The organism is Aliivibrio finisterrensis (genome assembly GCF_008933155.1).
Classification (GTDB): domain Bacteria; phylum Pseudomonadota; class Gammaproteobacteria; order Enterobacterales; family Vibrionaceae; genus Aliivibrio; species Aliivibrio finisterrensis.
In genome coordinates, this window is the sequence record NZ_WBVP01000004.1 from 199,017 (window position 1) to 224,346 (window position 25,330).

Below are 25,330 nucleotides of genomic sequence, written 5' to 3' on the forward strand. Positions count from 1 at the left end.
TCAAGCAACGGTAATGCTAGCTAAACCCAGCGTGCTGTTCTGATGTTCATCTTCTTCTTGTGCTTTTTGCGTTAAATATAACTCTCTATAATCACCCGCTTGCACTATAAGTTCATCATGAGTGCCACTTTGAACCACTTTTCCTTTGTTCATTACTAATATTTGGTCGGCATTTTTAATGGTTGATAATCGATGTGCGACCATAATGACTGTTTTCCCATCTCGAATATTTTCTAATGCCGCTTTTACTGTCTCTTCCGTCTCACTATCAATGTTAGCCGTTGCCTCATCTAAAAGAAAAATGCTTGGGTTATGTGATAAGGCACGAGCCAGAGCTAACAGTTGTCGCTCTCCTACAGAAAACGAACCACCACCGTGACCTGGGTGGTGATCATAGCCATCAGTAAGACGTTTAATAAAGTGATCAGAGTTAACTTGTTGCGCCGCTAACATCACTTTTTCGTCGTTTGGCCTATCATGAGATAAGTTGATATTGTCTTTTATTGAACCACTAAAAATCGTTGGGTCTTGAGAAACCAGACCAAATAATTTACGTAATTGGACTTCAGGTAAAGATTCAATCGGCTGACCTCCAATAAAAATAGAGCCTTGTTGCTGTTGATGGAATCGCATCAATAAATTAATCACCGAGCTTTTGCCGCTGCCTGTATGACCAACTATCGCTGTAAACTGCCCACCTTTAGCGACAAAACTCACATCAGATAAGACCAAATTACCTTCGTCATAACTTAAATCAACATGACGAAACTCAATGTCATGCGGCGCTGAGATTTCAACATGTTCTTGTGGATAGCGATTCATTAATCCGTCCATTGATATTGCTGATCTGCTCTCGAATCCCATTAAACACTGGCATTGAGATTTTTCGATACAAATGCATTGTTGTCAGTAATATCGGGATCAATACCAAGCTCAATAGCATCAAGCGCCAATCCAAGATCGCTATCGCAATAAATATCGCAATGATGCGTAAGCTGCCTTGAATGATCGTCGGTATCGTTGAAACAAACATATCACGCATCGATTCAGTATCATTGGTAATATAAGAAACCAATTTACCGGCAGATAATTTATCAAAGGTACTGATCGAGAAATTCAACACATGATTAAACAGCTGTTTTCTCACGTCATTAATCACCAACAAAGCACTATGACGAAATGATACGGCTTGCAAATACGTAAATAACGCCGAGATCACATAAAACAACATCACCAAACTAACAAGACCAATCAAGTATGGCCACTCAAACTGTTGCGGTACGATTACCTCATCAAGGATAATCTTTGCTAGCCATGTAATCGCCATTTCAGCACTTATCGCTACCGTTAGCATCATAAAGGCGACAATAAAACGTGTTTTATGAGGTAAAGAATAGGCTAATAACCGCTTAAATAAAAAAACATCACTAGGCTGTTGTGCATTGTCTTCACGCATGAGATCCCCCTTCTGATTTTGACCCTTGAATATTCTCACTTGGGATATCTTCAATAACGGTATTTAGCTGACTTTGTCGTTGGTAAACCATTGAATACCAACCTTGATTGGCCAATAGATCATGATGTGACCCTTGCTCTTCAATTTGCCCTTCATTTAATACAAAGATCCGATCTGCTTCGATTAAATTAGGTAAACGTTGAGTTACTAATAACATGGTTTTATGACTGTAATTTGCCTTTAGATTTCGACGAACAATCACTTCAGTTTTAATGTCTAACGCACTGAATGGATCATCCAACAACAGAATATCCGCATCAGATAGTAAAGCTCTCGCCAGTGTTAATCGCTGACGTTGCCCACCAGAAAGATTACTTCCTCCTTCTCGCAATTCAGTATTAAACCCATCAGGCATGGCATCAATTTCACTTTTAATTCCCGCCATTTCTGCAACGTGTTTGATTTGCTCTTCTGTTGCATCCGGTTTAGCCAGTGCGATATTTTCAGCAATAGAGCCTGAAAAAAGAAATGGCTTTTGTGGAACCCACGCCATTTTGCTGCGTAATGAATGAAACGTTAATGATTCAACAGAATGACCATCAATACTTATATTTGATGAGCTTTGTAATTCGAATTGTCTTAGGATCAATTGTAATAAGGTACTCTTTCCACTGCCGGTTGGTCCGGTTATACCAACAAAGCCACCTTCAGCTACCCTCATATTAATGTGCTCTAATGCTCGGCGATTCGAGTTCTGGTAAGAAAATAAAGCGATATTAATATTCAGCGTTGCTTTCGCATCAGTTGGCAATGTAACGGCACCTTCTGCCACTTCTTCTTTTTCTGAAAAAAGTGCCTCTAAGCGTTTCCACGACGTATTGCCACGTTGGAAAACATTAAACTGCCAACCAAATTGTAGAAATGGTCCTAATAATTGCCCAAGGTATAACGTAAACGTAGTAAACAAACCCACCGAGATCTGTCCATGGCTAATTAACCACGCCCCATAAGCCAATGAAATTACAAATGATAAGCCGTAAATTAACTGGATAGTTGGTGCAAAAGCGGCATCCACTTTCGCAACCGCTAAGTTAGCTTCCAATGTTTCATCAAGAGTTTTACCAAAGCGTTGTTCTTGTCTTTGCCCAATACCATGAGAGCGAACGGCACGAATACCAGAAACAGTTTCACGCGCTTCTTCATTTAAATGAGCAAAACTTGCTTGCGCACGACCAAATGTTTTATGCAGATTAGTACCATAACGTTTAGTGATATAAACCAATAACGGAAACGGTAATAGTGCAACAGCAGTAAGCTCACCGCTTACAATGAATATCATGCCAAAAATAACCGTCAAACCGGCGATAAAGGAATCGACTAAGGTCATAACCCCCATTCCTGTTGCCTCTTCAACCGCATTCAAATCATTCGTGGCATGAGCCATTAAATCACCCGTACTTCGACGAGAATAAAATGACGGTGACAACCTTGAAAACTTTTTAAATAAGTCTCGACGCAGCACTTTCGCAATAGCAATAGAAGCCCCATACAATTGACTTTGCCACACATAGCGTAAGCCATACATTGCAATTGCAGAGAGAGCAATACCACCAATATGAATCAACAAATATGACATGGTTAATTCGTTGGCACTGATGCTATCGATAATGCGCCCAATTAACCAAGAAGGCACCAAGCTTAATAAGGCCACCACTTGCAATGCGATAATGGCAATAATGTATTGGCGAGAAAACATCTTGATGTAACCGCGCAATTTTCACAAAATATTCATTAAATTACACTACCGCCTCTTCTATCTCACAGTCGCACTGTAAATGATTTTTTTCTTGAATAAACTCATCAAAACTCATGTCTTGTTGTGTCTCCATTTGTTGTTTAACTAAAGACTCCGTCACTAAACGAGTTAAACTAGCCATTCCCTCTTCATTAATCTTAGTGTTTTGATGCTGTTTAAAATGCACTATTGAGAGTCTCTGTGTTGCTCGTTTATATGAGAGTTTCTCACCTTTCATCATTGCTAGCATTTGTGCTGATGGCGTTAAATTACTATCTACAAACTTAGTATGTTCACGTTTAATGCCTTGTTTATGCTCTTCTGTGGCAAATGAGTCGCAACAAAATGATGCAAAGAAGCCAACGAATCAAACGTCGCTTTTCTTTCTGTCATTGCTGGGGTAACTAACTCTAATTGTGCTTCTGCAAAATCAGTCGTTATGTAAGGGTGCGTTAACGCAGAACCCAACACTTCTGGATGAGATAAGTTTGAAATACGGCTTTCTGACGTAGTGCGGATCAACTCTCTTTCAATTCCACGTCGAATGTCATGCAATGTACTTATGGCATTGTCGTTATTTAAAAAAGAAAGCACATTAGATTCTAGGTATTTCACATCTGTATTTTTCATTTTTGTTCTTCATAAAAATATTTTTAACAACTTGAAGACGCACAAATAGAGAAAAAGACGCAAAAAATTTAAATAAAATGAAAAAGAAAGAAAAGTAGATAAACGGAAAATAATGACTCTACTTACCGTCTATTTTTAAAAGAAGGTGACGTTACTTTTGATCTGAGGAACAATTTGTCTTTTTAGGGGAATAGCCTGTTACAAGCCCACCGTCATTGATTTCAAAATCACAACAAGCCATTAAGTTTTCACGGAATTTAACACGACCGCGTTGAATTCGACTTTTTGCTCCTGACAGAGATAACCCTAACTTATCAGCAATCTCTTGTTGAGGAACGCCTTCTAGCTCAGCTAAACACAAAGGAATGCGGTATTTATCAGGAAGTTCATCAATTAGTGGACGGATACATTCGGCCATCTCTTTTCGAGCTTCCTCTACCGTATCTTCATCTTCGGCGATTAAATCTTCCGGTAACTCATCATACGGCAACTTATCACGATAGAAATCCATGATGGTGTTGTAGGCTATTTTATATAACCATCCTTTCAAGCTACCTTGAGATTTTAATTGCTGCAAATTGCTGCTGGCTTTTATATACACATCTTGAAGTATGTCATCTACCGCACTTGCATCATCCACTCGTTTATACACATAGCTACGCAATTGCGCCTTGTGATTTTGCCATTCTGACAGCATAAAAACGGAACCTCAAATAAGTGAATATGTTTATCCACTAAAGGAAAAATCATATTTTAGAACTGATACAAAATAAAATATTTACCGATAGCTCATTGTAATCGATAACGCTTTATATAGGAAAAAAGCCCAACATCAAAAATGATATTGAGCTTTTTAATGTCTTAATCCATTCATCAATGAGCGAATATTTTTAAATAATAGAGTGGTTAGCCTATCTCTAATACCGCAGAAGCTATCGCAAAGTAAATCAATACCCCTGAAATATCGGCGATAGAGGTTATCATTGGGGCACTAGCAGAAGCGGGATCTAAATTGAGCTTATGTAAACCAAAAGGAAGTATCGTGCCAATTAAGCTACCGATAAGCACAATCGCTATCATGCTTAAGCCAACGACCATCGCTATTTCATAGCCACCGCGATATAAACCTAAAAGGTAAACGGCAGCAGCCATACTCAAACCAAGCCCTAGAGCGACAAAGACTTCTCTGCCAAGCATTTTACCCCAGTCATTTGGTTTTACATCACCGGTAGCTAACGCTCGAACCATTAAGGTTGCAGATTGAGACCCGGCGTTACCACCGCTATCAATTAATAAAGGTAAGAAAAAAACCAACGCGACATAAGAGGTAATGATCTCTTCAAAGTAAGCGATACCTGCCCCTGAGAATACATTACCAAAAACAAGCAGTACTAACCAAAATACGCGTTTCTTATAAAGCACGCCAATTGATGCATTTTTTATGCTGATATTACTATCTTCAACACCAGAACCTTTATGCATGTTGTCTGCTGTTTTAATATGTTCGGTGTCTGTTTTTTGTTGTACGAATTCCATAATACGTCTCCAGATCTGAAGACATATCACCCTCAGATCATCATGTAGAAAAAGAGTTAAACCACCAACTTGGGGGTTCCTGTTTATTTGTGTTCATGATGTGCTTCCTTGTATAAACAAGATGGGTTAATGGATAGCAGCAAAACTGCATTCAAAGACGGGCGGACTTTACCCAATAATAGTAAGAGATGCCATTATGGTGTGTAAGCAGGTATTGCAATAACCTCCTTCATTAACATTCAGCAATAAATACAGAAAAAATAATTACTAAAAAAGAGCCAACTCTTATGAATTACTGCTATGAATTCTTTTTTTAGTTTGGCTGCATTAGGTGAACACCCAATAATCTTGAACCACGGCTTTCAAGCAGGTCAACTTCAAACCAGACCCAATCATGATACGGTTATTGCTGATGGAAAAACCTATTGGCAAGATTTTTGGTTAACTAAAGCCGATGAGCGTATCGACTGGCCTTCTCACGAAGATGTCGCAGGAAAGATCTCAGGCGATTAATATCTCAGAAGGCAGTGGCGTATAAACTAGAAATGAACAAAAGTTAAAGATTTCAGAGTAATTCAATCGAACAATAATTCTCAGGTTATATACAGTAATTTGGCTAGGTGACATTAGGGCTTGCCTTAATGTCACATGACAATAAAGTTATGACTCATTTTAGCGATATTTGTGTGAAAGAGTGATCATGTTCTAAGAAAAAAGCCGTTAACTTTTAGCGGCCTTTGCAATTATTACTTCAAGTAATTTATGTTTAAATTCCTGTTCATAAATATGTTATTTATTTTTTCATTTCACCTGAAATGGAAACAATCTCAATACCAAAAATACGATTTAGCACACCCAAAACTGACGATGTATCAGATGGCGTGGAATTTATCGTTTTTATTTCAGCATTTTCCGGTACTAACATATTCGCACGCTCCATTGTGTCTCCTGGAACCTGTAAAAATAATATATTTACACTCTCTGCATGACTGGCAAACATCTCTTTATTTTGATTTAAGCCAGAACAACCGGCAAGTGTAGCAATGGTAACAGCAGCAATAGTTAATTTAGCAATAGATTTCATAATTCACCCTCATCATTAATGACATCAACACACTGTTAATGTCATTAGTATAGTCTAAAAATCAACGACCTGTTTTTGTATTTTTTAGCGTTTTTAAGCAAAAATATTATTAACTCAAACTCGTAACATTAGGGTTTACTCTGATGTCATAGGGTTAATTTTAGTCCTAAAATCCTTTTGTCATTTAGTATTAGACCATTACTTTAATGACACTTAGGCTCAATTCATGTACATATCTGGCTATCTAAGAGTATCAACCAAAGGGCAAGATGCAAAAAGAGCACAAGATAGCTTAAAGTCTTTTGCTGAAGATAAAGGTGCTCGTATTGCTGGTTGGTATATTGAGAACGTTTCAAACGCATCACTACAAAGACCTGAGTTGATACGATGACTTCAAAATGCAGAAAAAGGCGATGCTATCCTTATTGAGCAAGTTGATCGCATTTCTCGCCTTAATGATGACGATTGGAAAACACTCAAAGCATTAATCAAAAAAAAAAATTAAAAGTGATCAGCTTAGATTTGCCAACCAGCCACACAGTACTAATGAAGCATCATAATGATGGTTTTACATCAGCCATGTTCAAAGCCATCAATAATATGATGTTAGACATGCGGCCGAAGACCAGATCTAGGTATGCATGAAAAAATAATCCAACTTCGTGTACATAATCAGTTAAGTGTCAATGCAACACCGAAGTTGGTAGGAGTATCGGCAAGAACCGTGATACTCTGCTTTTTAAAACCATTAAGCAAAGGCATAGCCTTTTCTGTATGACCGCAAAAAACCTGCGTGTTTCAGATCCATTAACACAAAATTAATGGTATCACGGCCTTCCCCTTTTAATCTCTCACCAATCCCTCGTTGGCTTGGTTTTACTTCTTTTGCCAGTATCGCTTGCTTGATTTCCAGATAGACTTGCTCATTACATTTTAGATGCTCGTCATTGAAAACTTCCTCTTCATGACAATCAACTGACTCAGGAACGCAGTCATTAAAATTTTCATCATTCTCTCCTGCAATCTGAATATGCGCACACGATAGAGTGAAAAAGACGCTTTCCAAGGAAGAAGAGTCATCGATTTAATCGATACCCCAACCTGACAAAATTAAATAACCTTACTTTTACTAATTATAAATTATATCCGACTTGTATTTGTGTGTTTTTTGTTAAGTTACTAGTCACTAGTTTCTTATTTTAGACCCATTTTATAAATCTTAATTTCGGGTGATCAACATAAAAAAGCCCGCTCATATTAACTACGAACGGGCTGCGCACTGTCTATCTATTATATTAGATAATCTCTTTTGTTCAGTTCTAGCTCTGTAGTCACTAGAACTGCACTAAGCGACTTTTTCTGCTTTCACTGTGATCTCTGGTGTATTGAAATGTTCTTGTGATGCGATAAGTTGCAGTTCATACGCTCCACGATTGAAGGTTTCTTGCATTACCGAATCAACCGCAGCATTAGTACGTTCAAACGCATCAACTGGAGAGTAACCCGCCATTAAGTTAGCAAGCATTACACCACTGATTAAATCCCCTGCCCCTACAGGCTGACGCTTTGCATCAAAGTCATATAAAGGACGAGAAACGTGGTAGCTACCTTCTTTCGTGGTTAATAGCATTTCAAAGCGATCTTTTTTAATACCCGCACGACTCAAGTGTTTTACCACCACCATCTTAACGCCCTGCTCAAGCAGTTGATTATTCGCTTCAATCACTTGCTCTAAGGTGTTGATCGTCATACCGGTTAAACTTTCTAACTCTAATAAGTTAGGCGCAATAATATCTGCTGATGCAAGTGCGGACTCTTTAAAGAAAGTGGTCACTTCTGGTGCAACAATGCAGCCTTTCTCAGGATGCCCCATTACTGGATCACAGAAGTAAATTACGTTTGGATTGTCTTGTTTTATTTTCTGAACCGCTGTGATGATCTCTTGACCTTGCGCTGCTGATCCTAAGTAACCACTTAACACCCCATCACAAACATGAGTTGCTTCAATCGCTGATAGACCATCAACCAATTCTGAAATGTGGCCAGCAGGCATGGCGATGCCTTTCCAACCTTGTTGATATTGTGTGTGATTTGAAAACTGTACCGTATTAATAGGCCATACTTCCATTCCCATTCTTCGCATTGGAAAAACCGCAGCACTGTTGCCTGCGCAACCAAATACCACATGAGACTGAATGGAAAGAATACGTTTCATAACATCACCATAATTTTAAATAGAGTAAGGGCTTCCGTGCCCTAAAATAAACGATATTCCTTCAAAACCCTAGGGCTTAATCTTCTTTTAGAACTTTCACTGTGTAACTGCCATCTTTTTGAGCATATACACCGTGAATATCCGTTTCAAAGCCAGGGTAATGTGCTCCGATAGCACATAGCATTTCTAAGAAATCAAGTACTGGACGAGACTCAGCCGTTACCATTTCACCTGGAAGTACTAGTGGAACCCCTGGTGGGTAAGGAAGGATCATATTCGCACTTACACGATTAACCATTTCTTCCAGTTTCACTTCCTCCACATTACCGCGTAGCTCTTCTTGCCATGCAGCGTGTGGGGTTACTTTAAGCTCAGGTAATACGTCAAACGCTTTGAACATTAGCTCTGGTAAACGGTATTGACGAGTTAAGTCATGAATACCTTGTGCCAACTCTTGAACTCGCATGCCTTCGTAGAAACTTGGATCTTCGTTGTACAGTGAAGGAAGGAAGTTTTTCACTGTTAAGTTTAGATCAAAGCCACGTTTAAAGTCAGTTAATGCACGTAGTAGTTGCATTGCTTTTGATTTATCAATACCGATAGAGAATAGGAACAATAGGTTATATGGACCTGTTTTCTCTACTACGATACCGTGTTCATCTAAGTATTTAGCAACGATTGATGCAGGAATACCTGTCTCGCTCATTTCGCTATTTTCGTTCATTCCTGGAGTTAATAGCGTTACTTTGATTGGATCAAGGTACATGTGATCATCATCGATGTCTTTGAAACCGTGCCATGTATCTTTTGGATCCAGTTTCCAACATTCTGTTGTATCGATGTTTTCTGGTTGCCATACATCAAAGAACCAGCTGTCACTTTCACTTTGTAGACGTTTGATCTCTTTACGGAAACGAATCGCACGGTCAATTGAATCTTGGATTAGTTTCTTACCTGTATTACCACGCATCATTGCCGCAGCGGTTTCAGTTGATGCAACAATACCGTATTGAGGTGATGTTGATGTGTGCATCATGAACGCTTCATTGAATGACTCTTTATCAAACTCACCTTTTACGTGGATCATTGATGCTTGAGAGAACGCAGCCAATAATTTATGAGTTGATTGTGTTTCATAGAACACTTTACCCGGCATTGCTTCGCCACTCATACCACACTTACCTTCATAAATTTTGTTGAAGTTAGTGTAAGGAACCCAAGCACTGTCGAAGTGAATGTATTTAGTATCTAGTGTTTCTTTGATGTATTGAGTGTTGTACAACAGACCATCGTAAGTTGAGTTAGTAATAACTGCATAACCTGGCATGGTTGCGTTTGGTGTTGCTGCTACTTTTTGTTCAATCACTTCACGAGTGAATTCACTTTGTGGAATGCCACCTAAAATACCGTAAGCGTTACGCGTTGGGCGGAAATAGATAGGCGTTACATCACTCATCATCATCATGTGAGTTAGAGATTTGTGACAGTTACGGTCAACAAGTACTGTGCTTCCTGCAGGTGCTGAGTACATACCTACAATTTTGTTTGATGTAGAAGTACCGTTAGTTACGATGTAAGAGCTATCTGCATTAAAGGTACGAGCGATGTACTCTTCAGCTTCTTTATGAGGACCTGAGTGATCAAGTAATGAACCCAGCTCAGGCATTGAGATTGATACATCTGCTTTAAATGCGTTTGGACCGTAGAAATCATAGAAGATGCTACCTGCAGGGCTTTTTTGGAAAGCCGTGCCGCCCATGTGACCCGGAGTACAGAAGGTATATTTGCCTTCTTCTACGTATTTGAATAATGCCTTAGTAAAAGGAGGCATGATTTGGTCTTTGTATTCTTCTGTCGCTTGATTGATTTTCAGTGCGATGTCGTCAGCCATATCTAGGGCATATTCGAAGAAATGTAGATTTAGACGTAAATCAGTTAATGAAATATCTAATGTTGAATGTTGGTTTGCAAATGCATATAGCGGCAATTTTTCATTCAACGTATTAATTTCAGTACATAGGTCTAGTGAGTACTTATCCCAATCAAATAACACACCACAAATACGTGGGTTCATTTCAATCATTTTATATAGATCTTGTGCATCTACTGGGTAAACCACTTTATAGCCTGCTTTTTCTAAAGAAGCATGCAATTCGCGAACTGGCTCTTCTTTAAAGAAAACACCTGAGTGATTTAGGATAGCAAAAATATTCATTTTATATCTCCAAGACGAAACAAGGCGCTCCCCATATTTTTGATGGTGAGGTAGTGGAGCGCCTGAGGGTAAAATTATTAAGTTGGTAGCGTTAAGTGTTTACGCTATCGAGTGACATTAATGGGCAGCAGCTTCAGTGCTTACGTGTTGCTCTGATTGTTTCAGACCCATTTTTTTTGCGTAGAACATAAGGATGACAAGTGACACGATAAAGGTTGCAGTTAGTGTTGCACCTTCTGCACCAGCCAGTGCAATCATGCAGAATACACAAGCAATACCAGAGAAGAACATGGTAAAGCCGCTGCGTGTTGTCATACCTTCGAATCGAATTAAGTTAATGCTTGAGTAGAAGTAAGGAAGCATTGTTAGTAGTACAGCATCAGTCGTTAACTGATTAAATAAATCCGCAGTGTGAGCTGATTGAGAACTGAACACAGTTAACGCAATCATTAGTGCTGTCATTTTAAGTGATGCTAAGACTAAGCCTTTTTTAGCAACACCGTTTTTATCAGTTTCACCGTAGATTTTAGGGAAGTTACCATCGTGAGCGGCACGTTTACCTGCTTCACCAACTAACATCATCCAAGAACCCAGTGATGTGAAACATGCTAGGGCTGTAAATGCCGCCACAAATGGGGCTGACCAACTACCGAAAATCTCAGTGGTTGCTAGAGCAAATGGCGCACCTGATGCTGCAACTTCTGCTGCTGGGAACATGCCACTGATTACTTGAGTTGATAGGATATAAATCACACCCGCAATCGCTGTACCTAACATTGTTGCTAGAGGAACGGTGCGTTTTGGATTTTTTACCATACCAGATGATACCGCTGCTGATTCAACACCAACAAAAGACCATAAACAGATAAGCACAGCACTGATAATAGCGTGGCTACTTGTGCCTGAAGATACATTCCAGTTTTGGTTATATAAAGCAGGATCAAAGTGAGTCCAACCCACAAGACCAGTCCCCACAACAGGAATAAGGATAAGACCTAAACCTAAAGTACAAAGACGACTTACCCAGCTACCACCTAGTAAGTTAACTAAGGTAAATAACCATACTGATGCAATCGTCGCGGCAGCCGCAGGGATAGGGTCATTCAAAGCTGGGAAGAAAACAGATAGGTAAGAAACGCCAGTAATAGCGATGGCTAAGTTACCAATCCAGTTTGCGTGGTAGTAAAGGACACCGGTTTGGAAACCAAATACAGGAGAGACTTCACCTGCATAAGCAATTGGGCCACCTTCTTGAGGGTTTTTCGTTGCTAAGCGGGCAAAAACAAACGCCAAACTTAATGCACCCACTAAACAGATAATCCAACTAAAGATGGATACTGAGCCAACTGCCGCTAATGAAGAAGGTAATAGTGCAATACCACTCCCCATCATGTTGCCGGCAACAACACCCGTACAGGCAATTAAGCCAATTTTTTTTGTATTCGATTCCATAACATCTCCAGGGATTATCGAATGGGCTCTATTATTTAGCCCGTGATGCGAAATTTTATTTAAGAGGGCGAGATGTTATTTAGACGGAGCATGCAAACTCTGTTGGGGTAAATACACAACATCCCGCTCGAATGTTGAGATGAAGATTACGCCCAATGAATCGAAAAAAAATAAGGATAAAATTATCAATAAAATAATGATAAAAAAATAAAGAAGAAAACTGACAAGCGAAGATAGAAAAAATTAAATTACTATTACTTTCAATAATTTAAAATTTCAACTTTAGATTTAATTAAAAAAAACAAAAAATATAAACCTCTAATATTGATAAGAATAAGGGTTTATTTATGACCTTTATCTCTTCGTCATAAAAATACTAACCAACTAAAGACCAGATTTTTTTCATGGTTAATTGAGTGAGAAAATTTCAATAAAAAAATTGTAAATATTTATCGCTACACGTAAAAAAAGTACGACATATTGTTTCATTATGATTGACTAGCTAAAGTCGACTGAACTATATTAATCGCCGCAAATCCTTAGCAAACGATATTTTATACAACTTTATAACAAAGTTACTTATATTTCTTAAAGATTGGCATTTCGTTATCCATTGTTTAGGAAAAATAAATTAACGATTAATAATAAGGAAATTTCATGACAAACACAGATTCAACGCTAATTGAGTCAATGAACGAGGCGTTAATGTCTGTCATTGGCACTATCAATGGCCTTCTTTGGGGACAAGTCCTCGTTTATCTTCTTGTTGGTGTCGGCATCTACTTCACGGTACGTCTTGGCTTTATTCAACTACGCCAGCTTGGTCACTCAGTTAAAATCTTACGCAGCGGTCAAGAGATCGACAGCGGAATCAGCTCTTATCAAGTATTTTGCACATCTATGGCAGCTCGCGTGGGAACGGGTAACATGGCAGGTGTGGCAGTCGCTTTAACCGTTGGTGGTCCTGGTGCTATTTTCTGGATGTGGGTTATTGCTCTATTTGGTATGGCGACAGCATTCATTGAGTCAACACTGGCTCAAGTATACAAAGTGAAAGACGTTGACGGTCAATACCGCGGCGGCCCTGCTTACTACATGGAAAAAGGCCTTGGTCAACGCTGGATGGGAACACTTTTCTCTATCTTCTTAATCATCGCTTTTGGTTTAGTGTTCAACGCGGTTCAAGCAAACACAATTACTGATGCTCTGAATCACTCATTTGGTTTTGATAAAACTATCATGGGTGTGGTAATTGTTGCGGTTTCTGGCTTCTTTATCATGGGTGGTTTACGTCGTGTTGCTAGCGCATCATCGAAAATCGTTCCTGTAATGGCAATTGGTTACCTTGCGATTGCACTAATTATTGTAGTGATGAACATTACTGAAGTTCCTGCAGTATTAACGCTTATCGTTAAGAGTGCATTCGGCTGGCAAGAAGCGGCGGCAGGTGGTGTTGCATACACTATCGCTCAAGCAATGCAATCTGGTATCGCTCGTGGTCTATTCTCAAACGAAGCGGGTATGGGTTCTGCTGCTAACATCGCAGCAAGTGCAACACCAAACCCTAACCACCCTGCATCACAAGGTTTTGTGCAAATGCTAGGTGTTTTTGTTGATACGTTAGTTATCTGTACTGCTTCTGCTGCGATGATTATGCTTTCTGGCGTAATGGATCAGCCAGACGCAGCTACGGGTATCAGCCTTCTTCAGCAAGCACTAACTAACGAGTTAGGCGGCTGGACAAGCTACTTTATGGCACTAGCTATTCTTCTGTTCTGTTTCACTTCTATCATTGCAAACTACAGCTATGCTGAAACAAACGTAATGTTCTTGAACGGTAACTCTAAGAAGGGCTTATTTGGCTTCCGTCTGTGTGTGCTAGCAATGGTTATGTTCGGCTCAGTAGCTTCTCTGCCTGTAGTATGGAACCTAGCTGATGCTTCTATGGGTATGATGGCGCTAATCAACATTGTTGCTTTAGTTCTACTGTCTAAACTAGCTATCAAAGTTATCAAGGATTACGAAGTTCAACTTAAAGCAGGTAAAACGCCTGAGTTTGATAGAACTAAGTTCCCTGAACTTGATGACCTAGACGGTGCATGGCATCCAAAGAAAAAGAAAGCATAATCTACTTTAGATAACCTACTGTCATAAAAACAAAAAGCCCGCCGAGCATAAGTTCGACGGGCTTTTTCTTATTTATACCAATCATCCCAGTAAACGAACTTCACTTGGATTAACCGCTCGATACATAAAATAAGCGACGGTCTCTAAGTCACTATAGAACGCAAGATTTTCACTTAACATATAAGTTTCAAGAGACGTATCCATAAAGAAAGCTCTGCTGTATGCATCTCCTGCTTTATCTAAATTCCCATTCAACTCTGCTAACTTCCCTTCTAGTATGTATGAGAATGCGGACTCTCTATGCTTAAATGCCAAGGTTAAATATTCAGCTGCAACCTCTTTGTTATCTTGCTTAATTGCTATCATTGCTAGCGCTTCATAGATACGAGAAGGCAACACCTCTTCATTTAACGTCGAATAACGTAATGCTAGGTCCTGACTTAACTTTTCGATCTTAGTGGTATTATCATCGAGATCCAATTCAGGATTTAACGCAGAGAAAGCATTATAAGCAATGTATAACTCTGAAAGTACATAATCATTATTTGGCTCAGCTAACGAAATTTTCTCTAATAAAGCAATCCCTTGTTCAAACTCTGCGGGATCAGACTGATTAATAAAATGATTCGCTCGAATAAGCATTTCAAGTAAACCGCGCTCTTTTGGTAAACCAAGCATCAATCTATCCATCTCGGCTTCTGTTATTGTGACACTAAGCGCGCTCATTAAATCTAAAGAAGACTGACGTAATACATGCTCAAGATTTGCATTGGTCATTAAATATTGACGGCTAAACAGGACTCGATTTGAAGTATTACTGCGATACTCTACATCCAAATACGTTTTATTTTGCTGCTCCTCAACATGAACATTCACCGCTTTCCCAGGCAATATCCCAGTGGTAAAAGTCGTTTTGTTTAATTGAACGCGATAGTCACCAATGCTTGCTAAATCAGCCATTAATTTTTGGCTTATTCCATCAGCGAGAGACTCCGTTTCATTGTTATCATTTCGACTAGAATGAAAGGTAAATTCAATTAAATCAGTATCAATAGCTTTGGTAATATGTGTTGATGTTTGTTGATAGGTCACAGAAAAGATAACGGCTATTAATACAAGAATTAAAAAACCATCAAACGCGAGTAGCTTCCAACGATGTAAGCTATTAAAGCTTTCACCTTGTTTTTTCTTTTCACTATTTACGTGTTCTGAAATTGCCGTTACAGAACGAGTCAGTGGCGCAGCAGGAAAAGGCAATACACTCTGCGATTCTGTTTCTTGGTGTTGATGTATGTCTTGCGAATCACCATCTGATGACACTACGTTCTCTAACGGTAATTTTGCGCCATCACACGGCTTCCAATATGGGGTATCGTCAAGACGAACCTGATGAGTTTCAGCAACCAGTTTATACCCTCGTTTAGGTACAGTGACTAAATAGCGAGTATTGTCTAATCGACCATCACGTAATATTTTTCGTAGCTCAAATACTGATTGTGTTACGACTTGGTCAGTGACAAATGCGCCATCCCAGACGTGCTTAATCAGTTCATCACGACAAAATACTTCCCCGGAATGCTGGGCTAAAAACTGTAATAAGTTGACTAAACGAGGTTCGACTGAGACTTCCCTATCTTGGCGATACAACTTATTTTCTTCAATAACTAGTGTCCAGTCATTAATTTGAAAACAGATCCCGACCATAAGATACTCATATTTGATTAAATATTAATATAAAACGAGTGAAATAAACGCCTCAAAAATAATAATCTTTAGCGTGATATTTACGTCTATATAAAATGAAAAATTGATTATAGATAACCATAACTCTCTTTTATATGAGATTTCCCTTTCAAAAATGAAATCTTAGGATCCAAGCAAAGGAGAACAGTAAAAAACAACGCCAATAAATTATAAGACCATGATTTCCAGAATAAAAAAACACCAGTCTATAGAGCTAAATTTTGTATGATTCACTACTGTTTTTTATCCACTCGATTAACAGTTCGGTTATTAGTATGAATGAAATTCATCCAATATGAATACAACATAAATAGGATATAAATAGATTAGGAAATCTCAACTCATCATTTTTTATACATTTAAAATAATAAGGATAAATAAAAGCTAAAAAATTATTAATACCATTCTGGATAAGTCGTTGTTCAGATAATTGCGTAGAAAAAATCGATTAGAGCAAGGCATAAATTACAGTAACTAGTGGTTCTAATTACACCTAATTTTTGCAATAGAAAGGTATAACGCAGATATAATCGATTTTAACAAGCAAGAATAATCAAATACTTATGTAGATTGGTATAATATATCCATCAACTAAGAGAAATGGATCTCCGCATACCTTAAGAAGAAAACAAAAAATAAACGGTTGACCTAATGTTAAGTTGAGGTTTTAAAGTGAACGGACATTAACAAGATAGGCCAATGACAAGGAGTCATCCATGACACAATTTGAACACGCTAATATCACTGTACCTAATATTGATGCCGCTACCGCTTTTCTTTTAAACGCAGCGCCTGATTTTCGTATCAAGGCAGATAAAACGCCTGATGGTGCTCATCGTTGGGCTCACATAGGAAATGCGAATTGTTATTTTGCTCTACAAGAACCACAAGAGATGAGTAGTTCAAAAGACACGCGCTCTCCGTATCTAAATATAGGGATTAACCATATTGGCTTAATCGTTGAAGATTTAGATAAAATACAACAGAAATTACTGGCTTTAGGGTATGAGCAGAATGGAGAAATCATGCAAGAGAAGCATGGCAGACACCTATATTTTTATGATAAAGCACACTTTGAATGGGAATTAGTCGAATACAGCAGTGATAAAGAAGAAGAACGCTATTTCTATGAGTAAATAATAGGTTATCCGTACTTAAATAAATGCAAAGGAGCTAATGCTGAGATTAGCTCCTCCTTGAGGACGGTTCGGTGTTATGTATTTCTATTAAGAATAAAGTGAGTACTTCCTAACCCTAACATCATGGCAAAAATGAATATAACAACATCACCATTTCCAAGGCCTAAACTCGATACCGCAGGCCCAGGACAAACTCCTGCAATCCCCCAACCTAGACCAAAGATGGCTGCACCTGATAGTAATTTCGTATCAGTTTTTTTGCTGGTAGATAAACAAAATTCTTCAGCATTGAGTGGTTTTGCTTTTGATTTAATCAATAGAAAGTACGCAGGCATGAACACCAATAGCGCGCCTCCCATTACAAACATCAAGCTTGGATCCCAGTGACCAGCGACATCTAAAAAGCCAATCACCTTTGCAGGATCAGCCATGCCAGATATTGCCATACCTAAACCAAATAGAAGGCCAGAGATAAGCGCAACTAAACGAAACAATACATTATTCATAACCATCCCTTAGTAAAGTACATGCAATCGAACAAACACTGTTATCGCAGCAACAAACATGAAGACTACAGTGGCAACCATTGAGCGAACGGATAAACGCCCAATACCACAAATACCATGGCCACTTGTGCAACCATTACCTAAACGAGTACCAATACCCACCAGTAAACCTGCAACAATAAGCATACTGATTGAAGTTTGATATTCTTTTGGCACTTCCGCGCCTAAAAAATACACCCCAACTAAACCACCACTTACCATGCCAATAACAAATAACCATCGCCATGCATAATCGAGTTTTTTCGGTGTCATTAACCCTGTAAGTACGCCACTAATACCCGCAATTTTACCGTTAAGTAAAAGCAGTAACGTTGCAGATACACCTAGCAACATACCGCCAACTAAAGAGCTCCATGGAATCGTCATCACTACACCATTCGGTTATTTATTAAACACATATATTTAGAATACGGCCCAAATTAATATTAGTCAACCCTTAATTAGCAGAAGTTAAATTAACTATCCCTAAAGTTGTTATTGATAAAAAAGTGAAATGAACAAAACACAGCCTCGACACTCAAGAAGGAATAAGGTAGCTTAGGAGTATAGACGTATAGAATGCTACAGATAAAAAATAACTTAAGGATAAGTTGTGCCGATAAAAATACCAGATCAACTCCCTGCTGCTGAAATATTGCGTGAAGAGAATATCTTTATCATGCAAGAATCTCGTGCCACCACGCAAGCCATTCGTCCTTTGAAGGTGATCATTTTAAATTTGATGCCAAAGAAGATTGAAACGGAAACTCAATTTTTACGCTTACTCTCTAATAGCCCACTACAAGTAGATGTAGAGCTATTACGCATTGATAATCGCACCAGTAAAAATACACCAACCGAGCATTTAGATACTTTTTATCGTCAATTTGAAGGCATTAAAAATCGTAACTTTGATGGACTGATCATCACTGGTGCACCATTAGGTTTAGTGCAATTTGAAGATGTGATTTATTGGGATCACTTGCAAACCATTATGACATGGGCAAAAGATCATGTGACTTCAAGCCTCTATGTTTGTTGGGCTGCACAAGCTGGCTTAAAACTGCTTTATGATTTACCAAAACGAACACGTAAAGAGAAGTTATCCGGCGTGTATAATCATGATAATCTCGATCAGCACCATCCTATTTTACGAGGTTTTGATGATCAATTTTTAGCGCCTCACTCTCGTTACGCTGATTTCTCAGCTAAATATTTAAGCGAGCATACTGATTTAGATATTCTAGCAACGTCTGAACAGGCTGGAGTCTACTTAGCCTCAACCAAAGATAAACGAAATGTGTTTGTCACAGGTCACCCAGAATATGATTCTTTTACTCTGCATAATGAGTACGTTCGTGATCTTGGTGAAGGCATGGAACCAACCATCCCACTAAATTACTATCCTGATGACAATCCTGAACTCTCCCCTAAAGCAACGTGGCGCAGTCACGGACACTTGCTGTTTTCTAACTGGCTCAATTACTGTGTTTACCAGCAAACACCTTACGATCTTGAGCACTTTTCAGAGCAGAATTTTACACGAGATTAATTTATCTTCAGGCATTAACGCATTGTTAATGCCTAATCCCAAGCACAAAACAGTCTTTGTTATCTGATAACTAGAGCCCATTTTTTTCTTTTAAAATAGAAACAACTCTTTCATTTAATTCAGAACAATCAAGCCTCTATTTATAAAATCAACAACAATTTAAATGAGAACTCGTTCAATAAACCCTATAAAATACAAGAAATTAATGCCTGTAGTTAATTTTTATTATAAATGAAATTTATGCAGGTGGATCTATGTTGTATTTTGAATTTCTCTTTTTATTACTCGTACTCTATATCGGTTCTCGATTTGGTGGAATTAGCTTAAGGGTTGTCTCTGGGGTTTGGTGATTGAAGTCTTTATCTTCAAAATGCCACCAACCTCTCCGCCAGTCACCGTCATGTTGATCATTTTAGCCATTGTTACTTGTGCCTCTATATTAGAAGCGGCAGGTGGTTTGAAAGACATGTTACAAGTGGCTGAGCGGATCTTAAGAAAGAACCCTAAACGCGTCACCATCATTGCCCCTTTTGTTACGTATGCAATGACATTCCTACTAGGTACTGGTCATGCTGTTTATTCTATTATGCCTATCATTGGTGATGTGGCATTAAAGAATGGCATTCGTCCTGAGCGCCCAATGGTCGCGGCTTCTGTCGCTTCTCAAATCGCTATTACTGCCTCATCTCTTTCTGCTGCGGTTGTGTATTATCTAGCACAACTAGTGGATATTGACGCTTCTATTACTCTAATGTCTATCTTACTGGTAACGGTGCCTGCAACGCTATTCGGTACATTAATGTTAGCGCTTTACAGCTTACGCCGTGGTAAAGAGTTAGAAGATGATGAAGAATACCAAGCTCGTTTAAAAGATCCGGTTTCCAATATACGATGCCTCAGTTTAGAGCGGGGATAATAGTCATTTAAAAAATAACAAAGCCCATGCGTATTCTCATACTGCATGGGCTTTGTTTTAGCTTAAAGTAATTACATCGATAAACTAAAGAATAGACCCGCTAAACATGCACTCATCAAGTTAGCTAACGTACCAGCCAATACCGCTTTAAAGCCCATGTTCGCAACTTCAGCACGACGCTCTGGAGCCATCACACCAATAGAGCCTAATTGAATCGCAATAGAGCCAATGTTAGCAAAACCACATAATGCAAACGTGATGATAACTTGAGTATAAGCAGATAATTGATCTTTATGTTGAACAAAGTCGATGAAAGCAACAAACTCATTCAGTACTACTTTTTGACCGATATAAGAACCCGCCATGATCATTTCATGCTTAGGTACACCAATGATCCACGCAACTGGTGCAAACAAGTAACCGAATAATGTTTGCAGTGTAATGCCCGCAAAACCAAACCATTCACCCACCATTTCTAGGCTACTGTTTACCATTGCGATAACACTCACAAAGGCAATTAGCATAGTACCTACAGCAACCGCGACTTTCATGCCGTTCATTGCACCACTTGCTAGCGCATCCACCACATTACTTTGTTCACTCTTATCAATGGTTAGTTCATGCTGATCAACAGGAGTCGCTTGCTCAGGTACTAGAATCTTTGCCATTAATAAGCTACCAGGCGCTGCCATGAAACTTGCTGCAATTAGATATTTAAGCTCTACCCCTAAACCTGCATAACCGCCAAGTACACTACCTGCAACCGATGCCATACCACCCGCCATTACAGCAAACAGTTCAGAACGAGTCATTTGAGCTAAGAATGGGCGAATAAGAAGAGGAGATTCACCTTGAGAAAGGAAGATATTACCAGTTGCAACGAGAGATTCAACTTTAGTTGTACCGAGGAATTTTTGAATTGCGCCACCAAGAATTGCGATGACTTTTTGCATGATGCCTAAATAATATAACGCAGAGATAAGAGCACTGAAAAAGATAATGATAGGAAGAACGCGAATTGCAAAAATAAAACCACTTGAAGCCAAATCACCAAACAGGAAAACAATACCTTCATCAGCAAAACCGAGCAGACTAGCGACACCATTACTTAACCCAGCTAATGCAGCTTGCCCCCATGGAAAATACAACACCAGAGCAGCAAAGGAGAGTTGTAATAAAAAGGCTCTAGATACGGTTTTCCAATTAATTGCTGAACGTTTCTCAGAAAATACCCATGCACAAAAAATCAGTGCACACATGCCTAATAGGCTAAATAAAATAGTCATAATTACGCCTATGAAATTTTAGAATAAAAAGAAGAAACAAAAGGGGTTGCCATCGTAGATGACGAGATCGGTGAGGAGTGACTACACCAAGAGGAAGTGATGATAGAAATAAGTATGTTCATTGATTACCCTTACAAGCTGTTTAACAGTAGCTGGTCCAAGTCCTTGGGGTCATTCACTGTTCCATGTGACGGCTTGTATTGGGGGAAGGAGTATACAGAGAGCAGATTTAAAATCACGAAATATGTGAGATAAATCACAAAATTTACTTATATGAAAAATATTCACAGCAAATATACACAAACTACAAAAACAAACGGTTACAAAAATAACGAAAAAATGCATTAAATACGAATATCACCTAAGTTCATCAAGCCAAGCATGCTAGAGTTAATATACAGAGTCCTCCCTACTATAAGGCCTCAAAATGGCAAATGCTGTCATTTTTCTTTTTCTATCACTACAAAAATAGAAGATACCATTACATTTTGATATTGGTGACAAAACTCTATCAAAATTAGCACTTCCAAAAATGAACTAATTAGTTTACTTTTAACTTTACACCGTTCACACCAGGAACACTGTATGGCATAAGTTACTTCTTGATGTTTGAAGTAATCTAACTCTTAACTAAGGCATTAATAGAAAGACCATGATATTACCTATTTTCTATATTTTTCTTGTTATTGTGTGCATTCTTCCTATTGCTCCTGGTGTGCTCGGCGTATTGAGCGCTTCATTGAGTTATATGCCCTCTATTGGTCTGTCTACATTTTCACTAGACGGTTATTTATCTGCTCTCGAATGGAGTGGCGTCTCACATTCAATATTCCTAACACTTACTAGTGCTTTTGTTAGTACTTTTGTTTCTTGTATTGTTGCGTTTGCTATTCTACAAGCCACTTGGCAGCAACCTGTTTGGAAAAAAGTAGAACCTTTACTATCCCCACTGCTTGCTATGCCTCATGTTGCTTTTGCTATTGGCTTTGCTTTTCTTTTTTCACCAACTGGAATGATAGCAAGGCTCCTGAATCCTTTTGGGGTATTTGAGTTCCCTGTCATTATCAATGATGCTGCTAACATTGGGTTAATTCTGGTTTTAATTATTAAAGAAGTGCCTTTTTTACTGCTGATGAGTATTCCTATAATGCAGCAATTACAGGTGGATAAATCAGAGAGAGTTGCAGCCAGTCTTGGGTATCAACGACATCAGATTTGGTGGAAATCTATTTTTCCACAATGGTTAAGAAAAGCCCGTTTTCCAATATTAGCGGTAATTGCCTATAGTGTATCCGTTGTTGATGTCAGCTTGATTATTGGTTCAACCAACCCTCCGACCTTTGCGGTATTAGTCTGGCAATGGTTTAGTGACCCTGATATTCAATTACAACCCAGAGCGGCTGCTGGCGCTATGATCCTTCTTTTACTTTGCTTATTACTGATTGGATTACATCGTTTTTTAGAGTGGGGAATAACGCAATATTGCCGTCATTGGCAAATATCGGGAAGAGCGGGCATTCGTCTTCCCGGTCTATCTCTTTTTATTGGGCTTAGTGGCATTGTCGCGCTTTCACTTCCTATTATGATGTTATGGAGTGCCTCTCAACGATGGCGTTTTCCTAATTTATTACCGACACAATTTACCTTACGCTTTTGGGACAGTGAATGGACTACGCTATTTCCCGTTATTGCTGACAGCATTATTATTGCCGTAATCTCGTCATCTCTGGCACTTATTTTCGCTTTGCTTGGTCATGAATATAAATTGAAATATCGTTGGCATATCCCATCGATTTTGATTGCGGTTCCTATGCTGATACCACAACTCTCACTTCTTTTTGGTATTCAAGTCAGTGCGCTTTATTTCTCTAGCGACTCTTATTGGCTTTGGGTTATTTGGGCTCATGTTTTTTTTGCTTTTCCTTATGTTTTTCTGGCATTAGATGGCCCTTGGCGTAGTTTTGATCAGCGATTAACACAAACCGGGCTAAGTCTTGGTAAATCACCACTGCAATGTTGGATAAAAATAAAGCTCCCTTTACTGCTTCCTGCTATTTTGTATGCTTGGGCTGTGGGAATAAGCGTAAGCCTTGCTCAGTACCTTCCTACTCAAATGCTTGGTGCAGGTAGAATAATGACATTAACAACCGAAGCCGTCGCCTTATCCAGCGGCTTTGATCGCCGAATTACTGCCTTATATGGACTATGGCAAGCATTGTTGCCGTTTGTGTTCTTTAGCTTGGCACTCTTTATTGGACGACACTATTCACGTCGTTCTCATCTTAATTCAACAACAAGGAAAGTGACGAGTAATGAGTCTATCAATAACAAATCTCAGCATACTCACTCGTAACAGTTCGCCATTATTAACTGATTGTTCTTTTTCAATTCAAAAAGGAGAAACGCTCAGTGTTATGGGCCCTAGCGGTTGTGGGAAATCAACATTATTAAGTGTTATTGCAGGACACCTAGCTCAAGATTTTTCTTATACTGGTGATATTCAGGTTAACAGCAATACAATTACTCATCTTGCTTCTCACGAAAGGAAGGTTGGGATCTTATTTCAAGAAGATCTGCTTTTCCCCCATTTATGTATTTGGGAGAATCTTGCTTTTGCATTACCCAATAACATCAAAGGTTCGCAAAGGAAAACAGAGGCTCTTAATGCACTGAATCACATACATTTAAACAAACTTGCCAATGCCTTCCCTGACCAAATATCTGGGGGGCAACGAGCGCGAATAAGTCTTGTGAGAATGTTACTTGCTAAGCCGGCTGTTGCCTTGCTAGATGAGCCTTTTAGTAAACTGGATAAAGCGCTACGAGTACAATTTCGTGATTGGGTGTTTGAACAGTTAGCAGAAGCAAATATACCGACATTACTCGTGACTCATGATGTTGATGATGTACCAAAAAACAGTCAACAATTGATTTGGCCAATGGAGAGCCCTCATGCTTGATAAATTCAGTATTCAATTAATCCGAAAACCTCTGGCTATGTCTGCCATTGGGTTAGATAAACTGGGGATCACTGCAAATCAAACAACACTTTTTGGCTTTGCTTTAGGCTGTTTAGCCTTCCCTGCATTAATATTTCAACAATACCATTTCGCATTAGTTTTAATTGTCTTAAATCGCGTTTGTGATGGACTTGATGGTGCACTCGCGAGGATTAATGGCATTACTGACTCTGGTGGTTTTCTTGATATCAGCTTAGACTTTTTGTTTTATTCTTTAATTCCATTTGGGTTTGTTCTCGCTAACCCTGAACAAAATGCGATTGCGGGTGCTTTCTTAATTTTCTCTTTCATTGGCACAGGAAGCAGCTTTTTAGCATTCGCCTCTATGGCTGGAAAGCGAAACATTGAAAATCCAATCTATAAAAACAAATCTCTTTATTATATGAGTGGTTTAACGGAGGGAACTGAAACCATTGCTTGTTTTGTATTTTTCTGCCTTTTTCCAGCTCATTTTGCCATCATTGCTTATATTTATTCTTCTCTGTGCTGGATAACTACCTTTAATCGAATTTGGTCAGGATTCCACACACTAAAGGAAAGCGAAGAACAAGATAATATTAATGCCTAGTGCCTAGTCTAAAAAGAAAAAGCCACAGTAATAAAAAATCACTGTGGCTTT

23 protein-coding genes and 2 pseudogenes are annotated in these 25,330 nt (G+C 38.8%); 9 read left to right on the plus strand and 16 right to left on the minus strand.

Going from position 1 to position 25,330, the window contains the following annotated elements; translation table 11 throughout:
• From F8B77_RS17930 to F8B77_RS05505, 7 genes are all read right to left on the minus strand, one after another.
• Positions 1–822, minus strand: coding sequence for an ATP-binding cassette domain-containing protein (locus F8B77_RS17930; protein ID WP_244298211.1), 822 nt, complete (start codon positions 820–822; stop codon positions 1–3).
• A complete protein-coding gene (locus F8B77_RS17935) occupies positions 794–1,456 on the minus strand; it encodes an ABC transporter transmembrane domain-containing protein (protein WP_244298213.1) in 663 nt (220 codons plus the stop codon). The genes F8B77_RS17930 and F8B77_RS17935 overlap by 29 nt, the downstream gene beginning before the upstream one ends.
• The gene (locus F8B77_RS05490) at positions 1,449–3,212 is read right to left on the minus strand and encodes an ABC transporter ATP-binding protein (RefSeq protein ID WP_151654423.1); all 1,764 of its coding nucleotides are present in this window, start codon (positions 3,210–3,212) and stop codon (positions 1,449–1,451) included. Before F8B77_RS05490 ends, F8B77_RS17935 begins: the two co-directional genes overlap by 8 nt.
• A 40-nt stretch (positions 3,213–3,252) precedes the next feature.
• Positions 3,253–3,393, minus strand: coding sequence for a hypothetical protein (locus tag F8B77_RS17500; protein WP_167512766.1), 141 nt, complete (start codon positions 3,391–3,393; stop codon positions 3,253–3,255).
• Positions 3,394–3,527: 134 nt separating this feature from the next.
• Entirely contained in the window at positions 3,528–3,881 is a 354-nt protein-coding gene (locus F8B77_RS17505) for a glutamate--cysteine ligase (RefSeq protein ID WP_167512767.1), read from the minus strand.
• Positions 3,882–4,032: 151 nt separating this feature from the next.
• Positions 4,033–4,578: an RNA polymerase sigma factor SigZ gene (gene sigZ / locus F8B77_RS05500; protein ID WP_151654425.1), complete on the minus strand. Its 546-nt coding sequence runs from the start codon at positions 4,576–4,578 to the stop codon at positions 4,033–4,035.
• 209 nt (positions 4,579–4,787) lie between these two features.
• Positions 4,788–5,417, minus strand: a complete 630-nt coding sequence (locus F8B77_RS05505; RefSeq protein WP_122036378.1) for a magnesium transporter — start codon at positions 5,415–5,417, stop codon at positions 4,788–4,790.
• Between the two features lie 300 nt (positions 5,418–5,717).
• On the opposite strand from F8B77_RS05505, the gene F8B77_RS05510 reads away from it, so the two are divergent.
• Entirely contained in the window at positions 5,718–5,930 is a 213-nt protein-coding gene (locus F8B77_RS05510) for a hypothetical protein (protein WP_244298215.1), read from the plus strand.
• Between the two features lie 280 nt (positions 5,931–6,210).
• Here F8B77_RS05510 and F8B77_RS05515 read toward each other — a convergent pair whose 3' ends face one another.
• Complete coding sequence (locus F8B77_RS05515) at positions 6,211–6,501, minus strand: hypothetical protein (RefSeq protein WP_208846082.1); 291 nt, start codon at positions 6,499–6,501, stop codon at positions 6,211–6,213.
• 226 nt (positions 6,502–6,727) lie between these two features.
• Between F8B77_RS05515 and F8B77_RS05520 the strand changes: the two are divergent.
• Positions 6,728–7,279: pseudogene (locus F8B77_RS05520) on the plus strand (recombinase family protein).
• On the opposite strand, the gene F8B77_RS05525 reads toward F8B77_RS05520, so the two are convergent.
• From F8B77_RS05525 to cadB, 4 genes are all read right to left on the minus strand, one after another.
• Entirely contained in the window at positions 7,250–7,567 is a 318-nt protein-coding gene (locus F8B77_RS05525) for a hypothetical protein (RefSeq protein WP_244298217.1), read from the minus strand. The pseudogene F8B77_RS05520 and the gene F8B77_RS05525 sit on opposite strands and share 30 nt — an antisense overlap.
• 279 nt (positions 7,568–7,846) lie before the next feature.
• Positions 7,847–8,716: a pyridoxal kinase PdxY gene (pdxY, locus tag F8B77_RS05530; RefSeq protein ID WP_151654427.1), complete on the minus strand. Its 870-nt coding sequence runs from the start codon at positions 8,714–8,716 to the stop codon at positions 7,847–7,849.
• Between the two features lie 76 nt (positions 8,717–8,792).
• Positions 8,793–10,931, minus strand: a complete 2,139-nt coding sequence (locus F8B77_RS05535) for a lysine decarboxylase CadA (protein ID WP_130047783.1) — start codon at positions 10,929–10,931, stop codon at positions 8,793–8,795.
• A gap of 117 nt (positions 10,932–11,048) precedes the next feature.
• Positions 11,049–12,383 carry a cadaverine/lysine antiporter gene (gene cadB, locus F8B77_RS05540; RefSeq protein WP_130047782.1) on the minus strand — a complete coding sequence of 445 codons (1,335 nt, stop codon included), beginning with the start codon at positions 12,381–12,383 and terminating at the stop codon, positions 11,049–11,051.
• A 657-nt stretch (positions 12,384–13,040) separates the two neighbouring features.
• On the opposite strand from cadB, the gene F8B77_RS05545 reads away from it, so the two are divergent.
• A complete protein-coding gene (locus F8B77_RS05545) occupies positions 13,041–14,510 on the plus strand; it encodes an alanine/glycine:cation symporter family protein (RefSeq protein WP_130044985.1) in 1,470 nt (489 codons plus the stop codon).
• A gap of 81 nt (positions 14,511–14,591) precedes the next feature.
• Here the strand turns inward: F8B77_RS05545 and cadC are convergent, their stop codons facing one another.
• Entirely contained in the window at positions 14,592–16,214 is a 1,623-nt protein-coding gene (gene cadC, locus F8B77_RS05550) for a lysine decarboxylation/transport transcriptional activator CadC (protein WP_151654429.1), read from the minus strand.
• Between the two features lie 755 nt (positions 16,215–16,969).
• Between cadC and F8B77_RS05555 the strand changes: the two genes are divergently transcribed.
• Positions 16,970–17,389 carry a VOC family protein gene (locus tag F8B77_RS05555; protein ID WP_151654431.1) on the plus strand — a complete coding sequence of 140 codons (420 nt, stop codon included), beginning with the start codon at positions 16,970–16,972 and terminating at the stop codon, positions 17,387–17,389.
• A gap of 77 nt (positions 17,390–17,466) precedes the next feature.
• Here F8B77_RS05555 and F8B77_RS05560 read toward each other — a convergent pair whose 3' ends face one another.
• Positions 17,467–17,898: a YeeE/YedE family protein gene (locus F8B77_RS05560; protein WP_151654433.1), complete on the minus strand. Its 432-nt coding sequence runs from the start codon at positions 17,896–17,898 to the stop codon at positions 17,467–17,469.
• 9 nt (positions 17,899–17,907) lie between these two features.
• A complete protein-coding gene (locus F8B77_RS05565) occupies positions 17,908–18,324 on the minus strand; it encodes a YeeE/YedE family protein (RefSeq protein ID WP_151654435.1) in 417 nt (138 codons plus the stop codon).
• Positions 18,325–18,550: 226 nt separating this feature from the next.
• Here F8B77_RS05565 and metA point away from each other — a divergent pair, with 226 nt between their 5' ends.
• Both metA and F8B77_RS05575 read left to right on the plus strand, forming a co-directional pair.
• Positions 18,551–19,489: a homoserine O-acetyltransferase MetA gene (gene metA, locus F8B77_RS05570; protein ID WP_151654437.1), complete on the plus strand. Its 939-nt coding sequence runs from the start codon at positions 18,551–18,553 to the stop codon at positions 19,487–19,489.
• A 254-nt stretch (positions 19,490–19,743) separates the two neighbouring features.
• Positions 19,744–20,369: pseudogene (locus tag F8B77_RS05575) on the plus strand (anaerobic C4-dicarboxylate transporter family protein); the annotation flags it as partial.
• Between the two features lie 107 nt (positions 20,370–20,476).
• On the opposite strand, the gene F8B77_RS05580 reads toward F8B77_RS05575, so the two are convergent.
• On the minus strand, positions 20,477–21,691 hold the full coding sequence (locus F8B77_RS05580; protein WP_151654439.1) for a NupC/NupG family nucleoside CNT transporter: 1,215 nt from the start codon (positions 21,689–21,691) through the stop codon (positions 20,477–20,479).
• A gap of 655 nt (positions 21,692–22,346) precedes the next feature.
• On the opposite strand from F8B77_RS05580, the gene F8B77_RS05585 reads away from it, so the two are divergent.
• From F8B77_RS05585 to F8B77_RS05595, 3 genes are read left to right on the plus strand one after another with little or no spacing between them, the layout of a single operon-like run.
• Positions 22,347–24,044, plus strand: a complete 1,698-nt coding sequence (locus F8B77_RS05585; RefSeq protein ID WP_208846094.1) for an ABC transporter permease — start codon at positions 22,347–22,349, stop codon at positions 24,042–24,044.
• Complete coding sequence (locus tag F8B77_RS05590) at positions 24,004–24,651, plus strand: ATP-binding cassette domain-containing protein (protein WP_151654443.1); 648 nt, start codon at positions 24,004–24,006, stop codon at positions 24,649–24,651. Before F8B77_RS05585 ends, F8B77_RS05590 begins: the two co-directional genes overlap by 41 nt.
• Positions 24,644–25,279, plus strand: a complete 636-nt coding sequence (locus F8B77_RS05595; protein ID WP_151654445.1) for a CDP-alcohol phosphatidyltransferase family protein — start codon at positions 24,644–24,646, stop codon at positions 25,277–25,279. Before F8B77_RS05590 ends, F8B77_RS05595 begins: the two co-directional genes overlap by 8 nt.
• The last annotated feature ends 51 nt before the right edge of the window (positions 25,280–25,330 follow it).

Excerpts from the sequence above, each read along its gene's own strand:
- F8B77_RS17930 (WP_244298211.1), bottom strand. The coding sequence starts at position 822 with ATGAATCGCTATCCACAAGAACATGTTGAAATCTCAGCGCCGCATGAC.
- F8B77_RS17935 (WP_244298213.1), bottom strand. The coding sequence starts at position 1,456 with ATGCGTGAAGACAATGCACAACAGCCTAGTGATGTTTTTTTATTTAAG.
- F8B77_RS05490 (WP_151654423.1), bottom strand. The coding sequence starts at position 3,212 with ATGTTTTCTCGCCAATACATTATTGCCATTATCGCATTGCAAGTGGTG.
- F8B77_RS17500 (WP_167512766.1), bottom strand. The coding sequence starts at position 3,393 with ATGGCTAGTTTAACTCGTTTAGTGACGGAGTCTTTAGTTAAACAACAA.
- F8B77_RS17505 (WP_167512767.1), bottom strand. The coding sequence starts at position 3,881 with ATGAAAAATACAGATGTGAAATACCTAGAATCTAATGTGCTTTCTTTT.
- sigZ (WP_151654425.1), bottom strand. The coding sequence starts at position 4,578 with ATGCTGTCAGAATGGCAAAATCACAAGGCGCAATTGCGTAGCTATGTG.
- F8B77_RS05505 (WP_122036378.1), bottom strand. The coding sequence starts at position 5,417 with ATGGAATTCGTACAACAAAAAACAGACACCGAACATATTAAAACAGCA.
- F8B77_RS05510 (WP_244298215.1), top strand. The coding sequence starts at position 5,718 with ATGAATTCTTTTTTTAGTTTGGCTGCATTAGGTGAACACCCAATAATC.
- F8B77_RS05515 (WP_208846082.1), bottom strand. The coding sequence starts at position 6,501 with ATGAAATCTATTGCTAAATTAACTATTGCTGCTGTTACCATTGCTACA.
- pdxY (WP_151654427.1), bottom strand. The coding sequence starts at position 8,716 with ATGAAACGTATTCTTTCCATTCAGTCTCATGTGGTATTTGGTTGCGCA.
- F8B77_RS05535 (WP_130047783.1), bottom strand. The coding sequence starts at position 10,931 with ATGAATATTTTTGCTATCCTAAATCACTCAGGTGTTTTCTTTAAAGAA.
- cadB (WP_130047782.1), bottom strand. The coding sequence starts at position 12,383 with ATGGAATCGAATACAAAAAAAATTGGCTTAATTGCCTGTACGGGTGTT.
- F8B77_RS05545 (WP_130044985.1), top strand. The coding sequence starts at position 13,041 with ATGACAAACACAGATTCAACGCTAATTGAGTCAATGAACGAGGCGTTA.
- cadC (WP_151654429.1), bottom strand. The coding sequence starts at position 16,214 with ATGGTCGGGATCTGTTTTCAAATTAATGACTGGACACTAGTTATTGAA.
- F8B77_RS05555 (WP_151654431.1), top strand. The coding sequence starts at position 16,970 with ATGACACAATTTGAACACGCTAATATCACTGTACCTAATATTGATGCC.
- F8B77_RS05560 (WP_151654433.1), bottom strand. The coding sequence starts at position 17,898 with ATGAATAATGTATTGTTTCGTTTAGTTGCGCTTATCTCTGGCCTTCTA.
- F8B77_RS05565 (WP_151654435.1), bottom strand. The coding sequence starts at position 18,324 with ATGACGATTCCATGGAGCTCTTTAGTTGGCGGTATGTTGCTAGGTGTA.
- F8B77_RS05580 (WP_151654439.1), bottom strand. The coding sequence starts at position 21,691 with ATGACTATTTTATTTAGCCTATTAGGCATGTGTGCACTGATTTTTTGT.
- F8B77_RS05590 (WP_151654443.1), top strand. The coding sequence starts at position 24,004 with ATGAGTCTATCAATAACAAATCTCAGCATACTCACTCGTAACAGTTCG.
- F8B77_RS05595 (WP_151654445.1), top strand. The coding sequence starts at position 24,644 with ATGCTTGATAAATTCAGTATTCAATTAATCCGAAAACCTCTGGCTATG.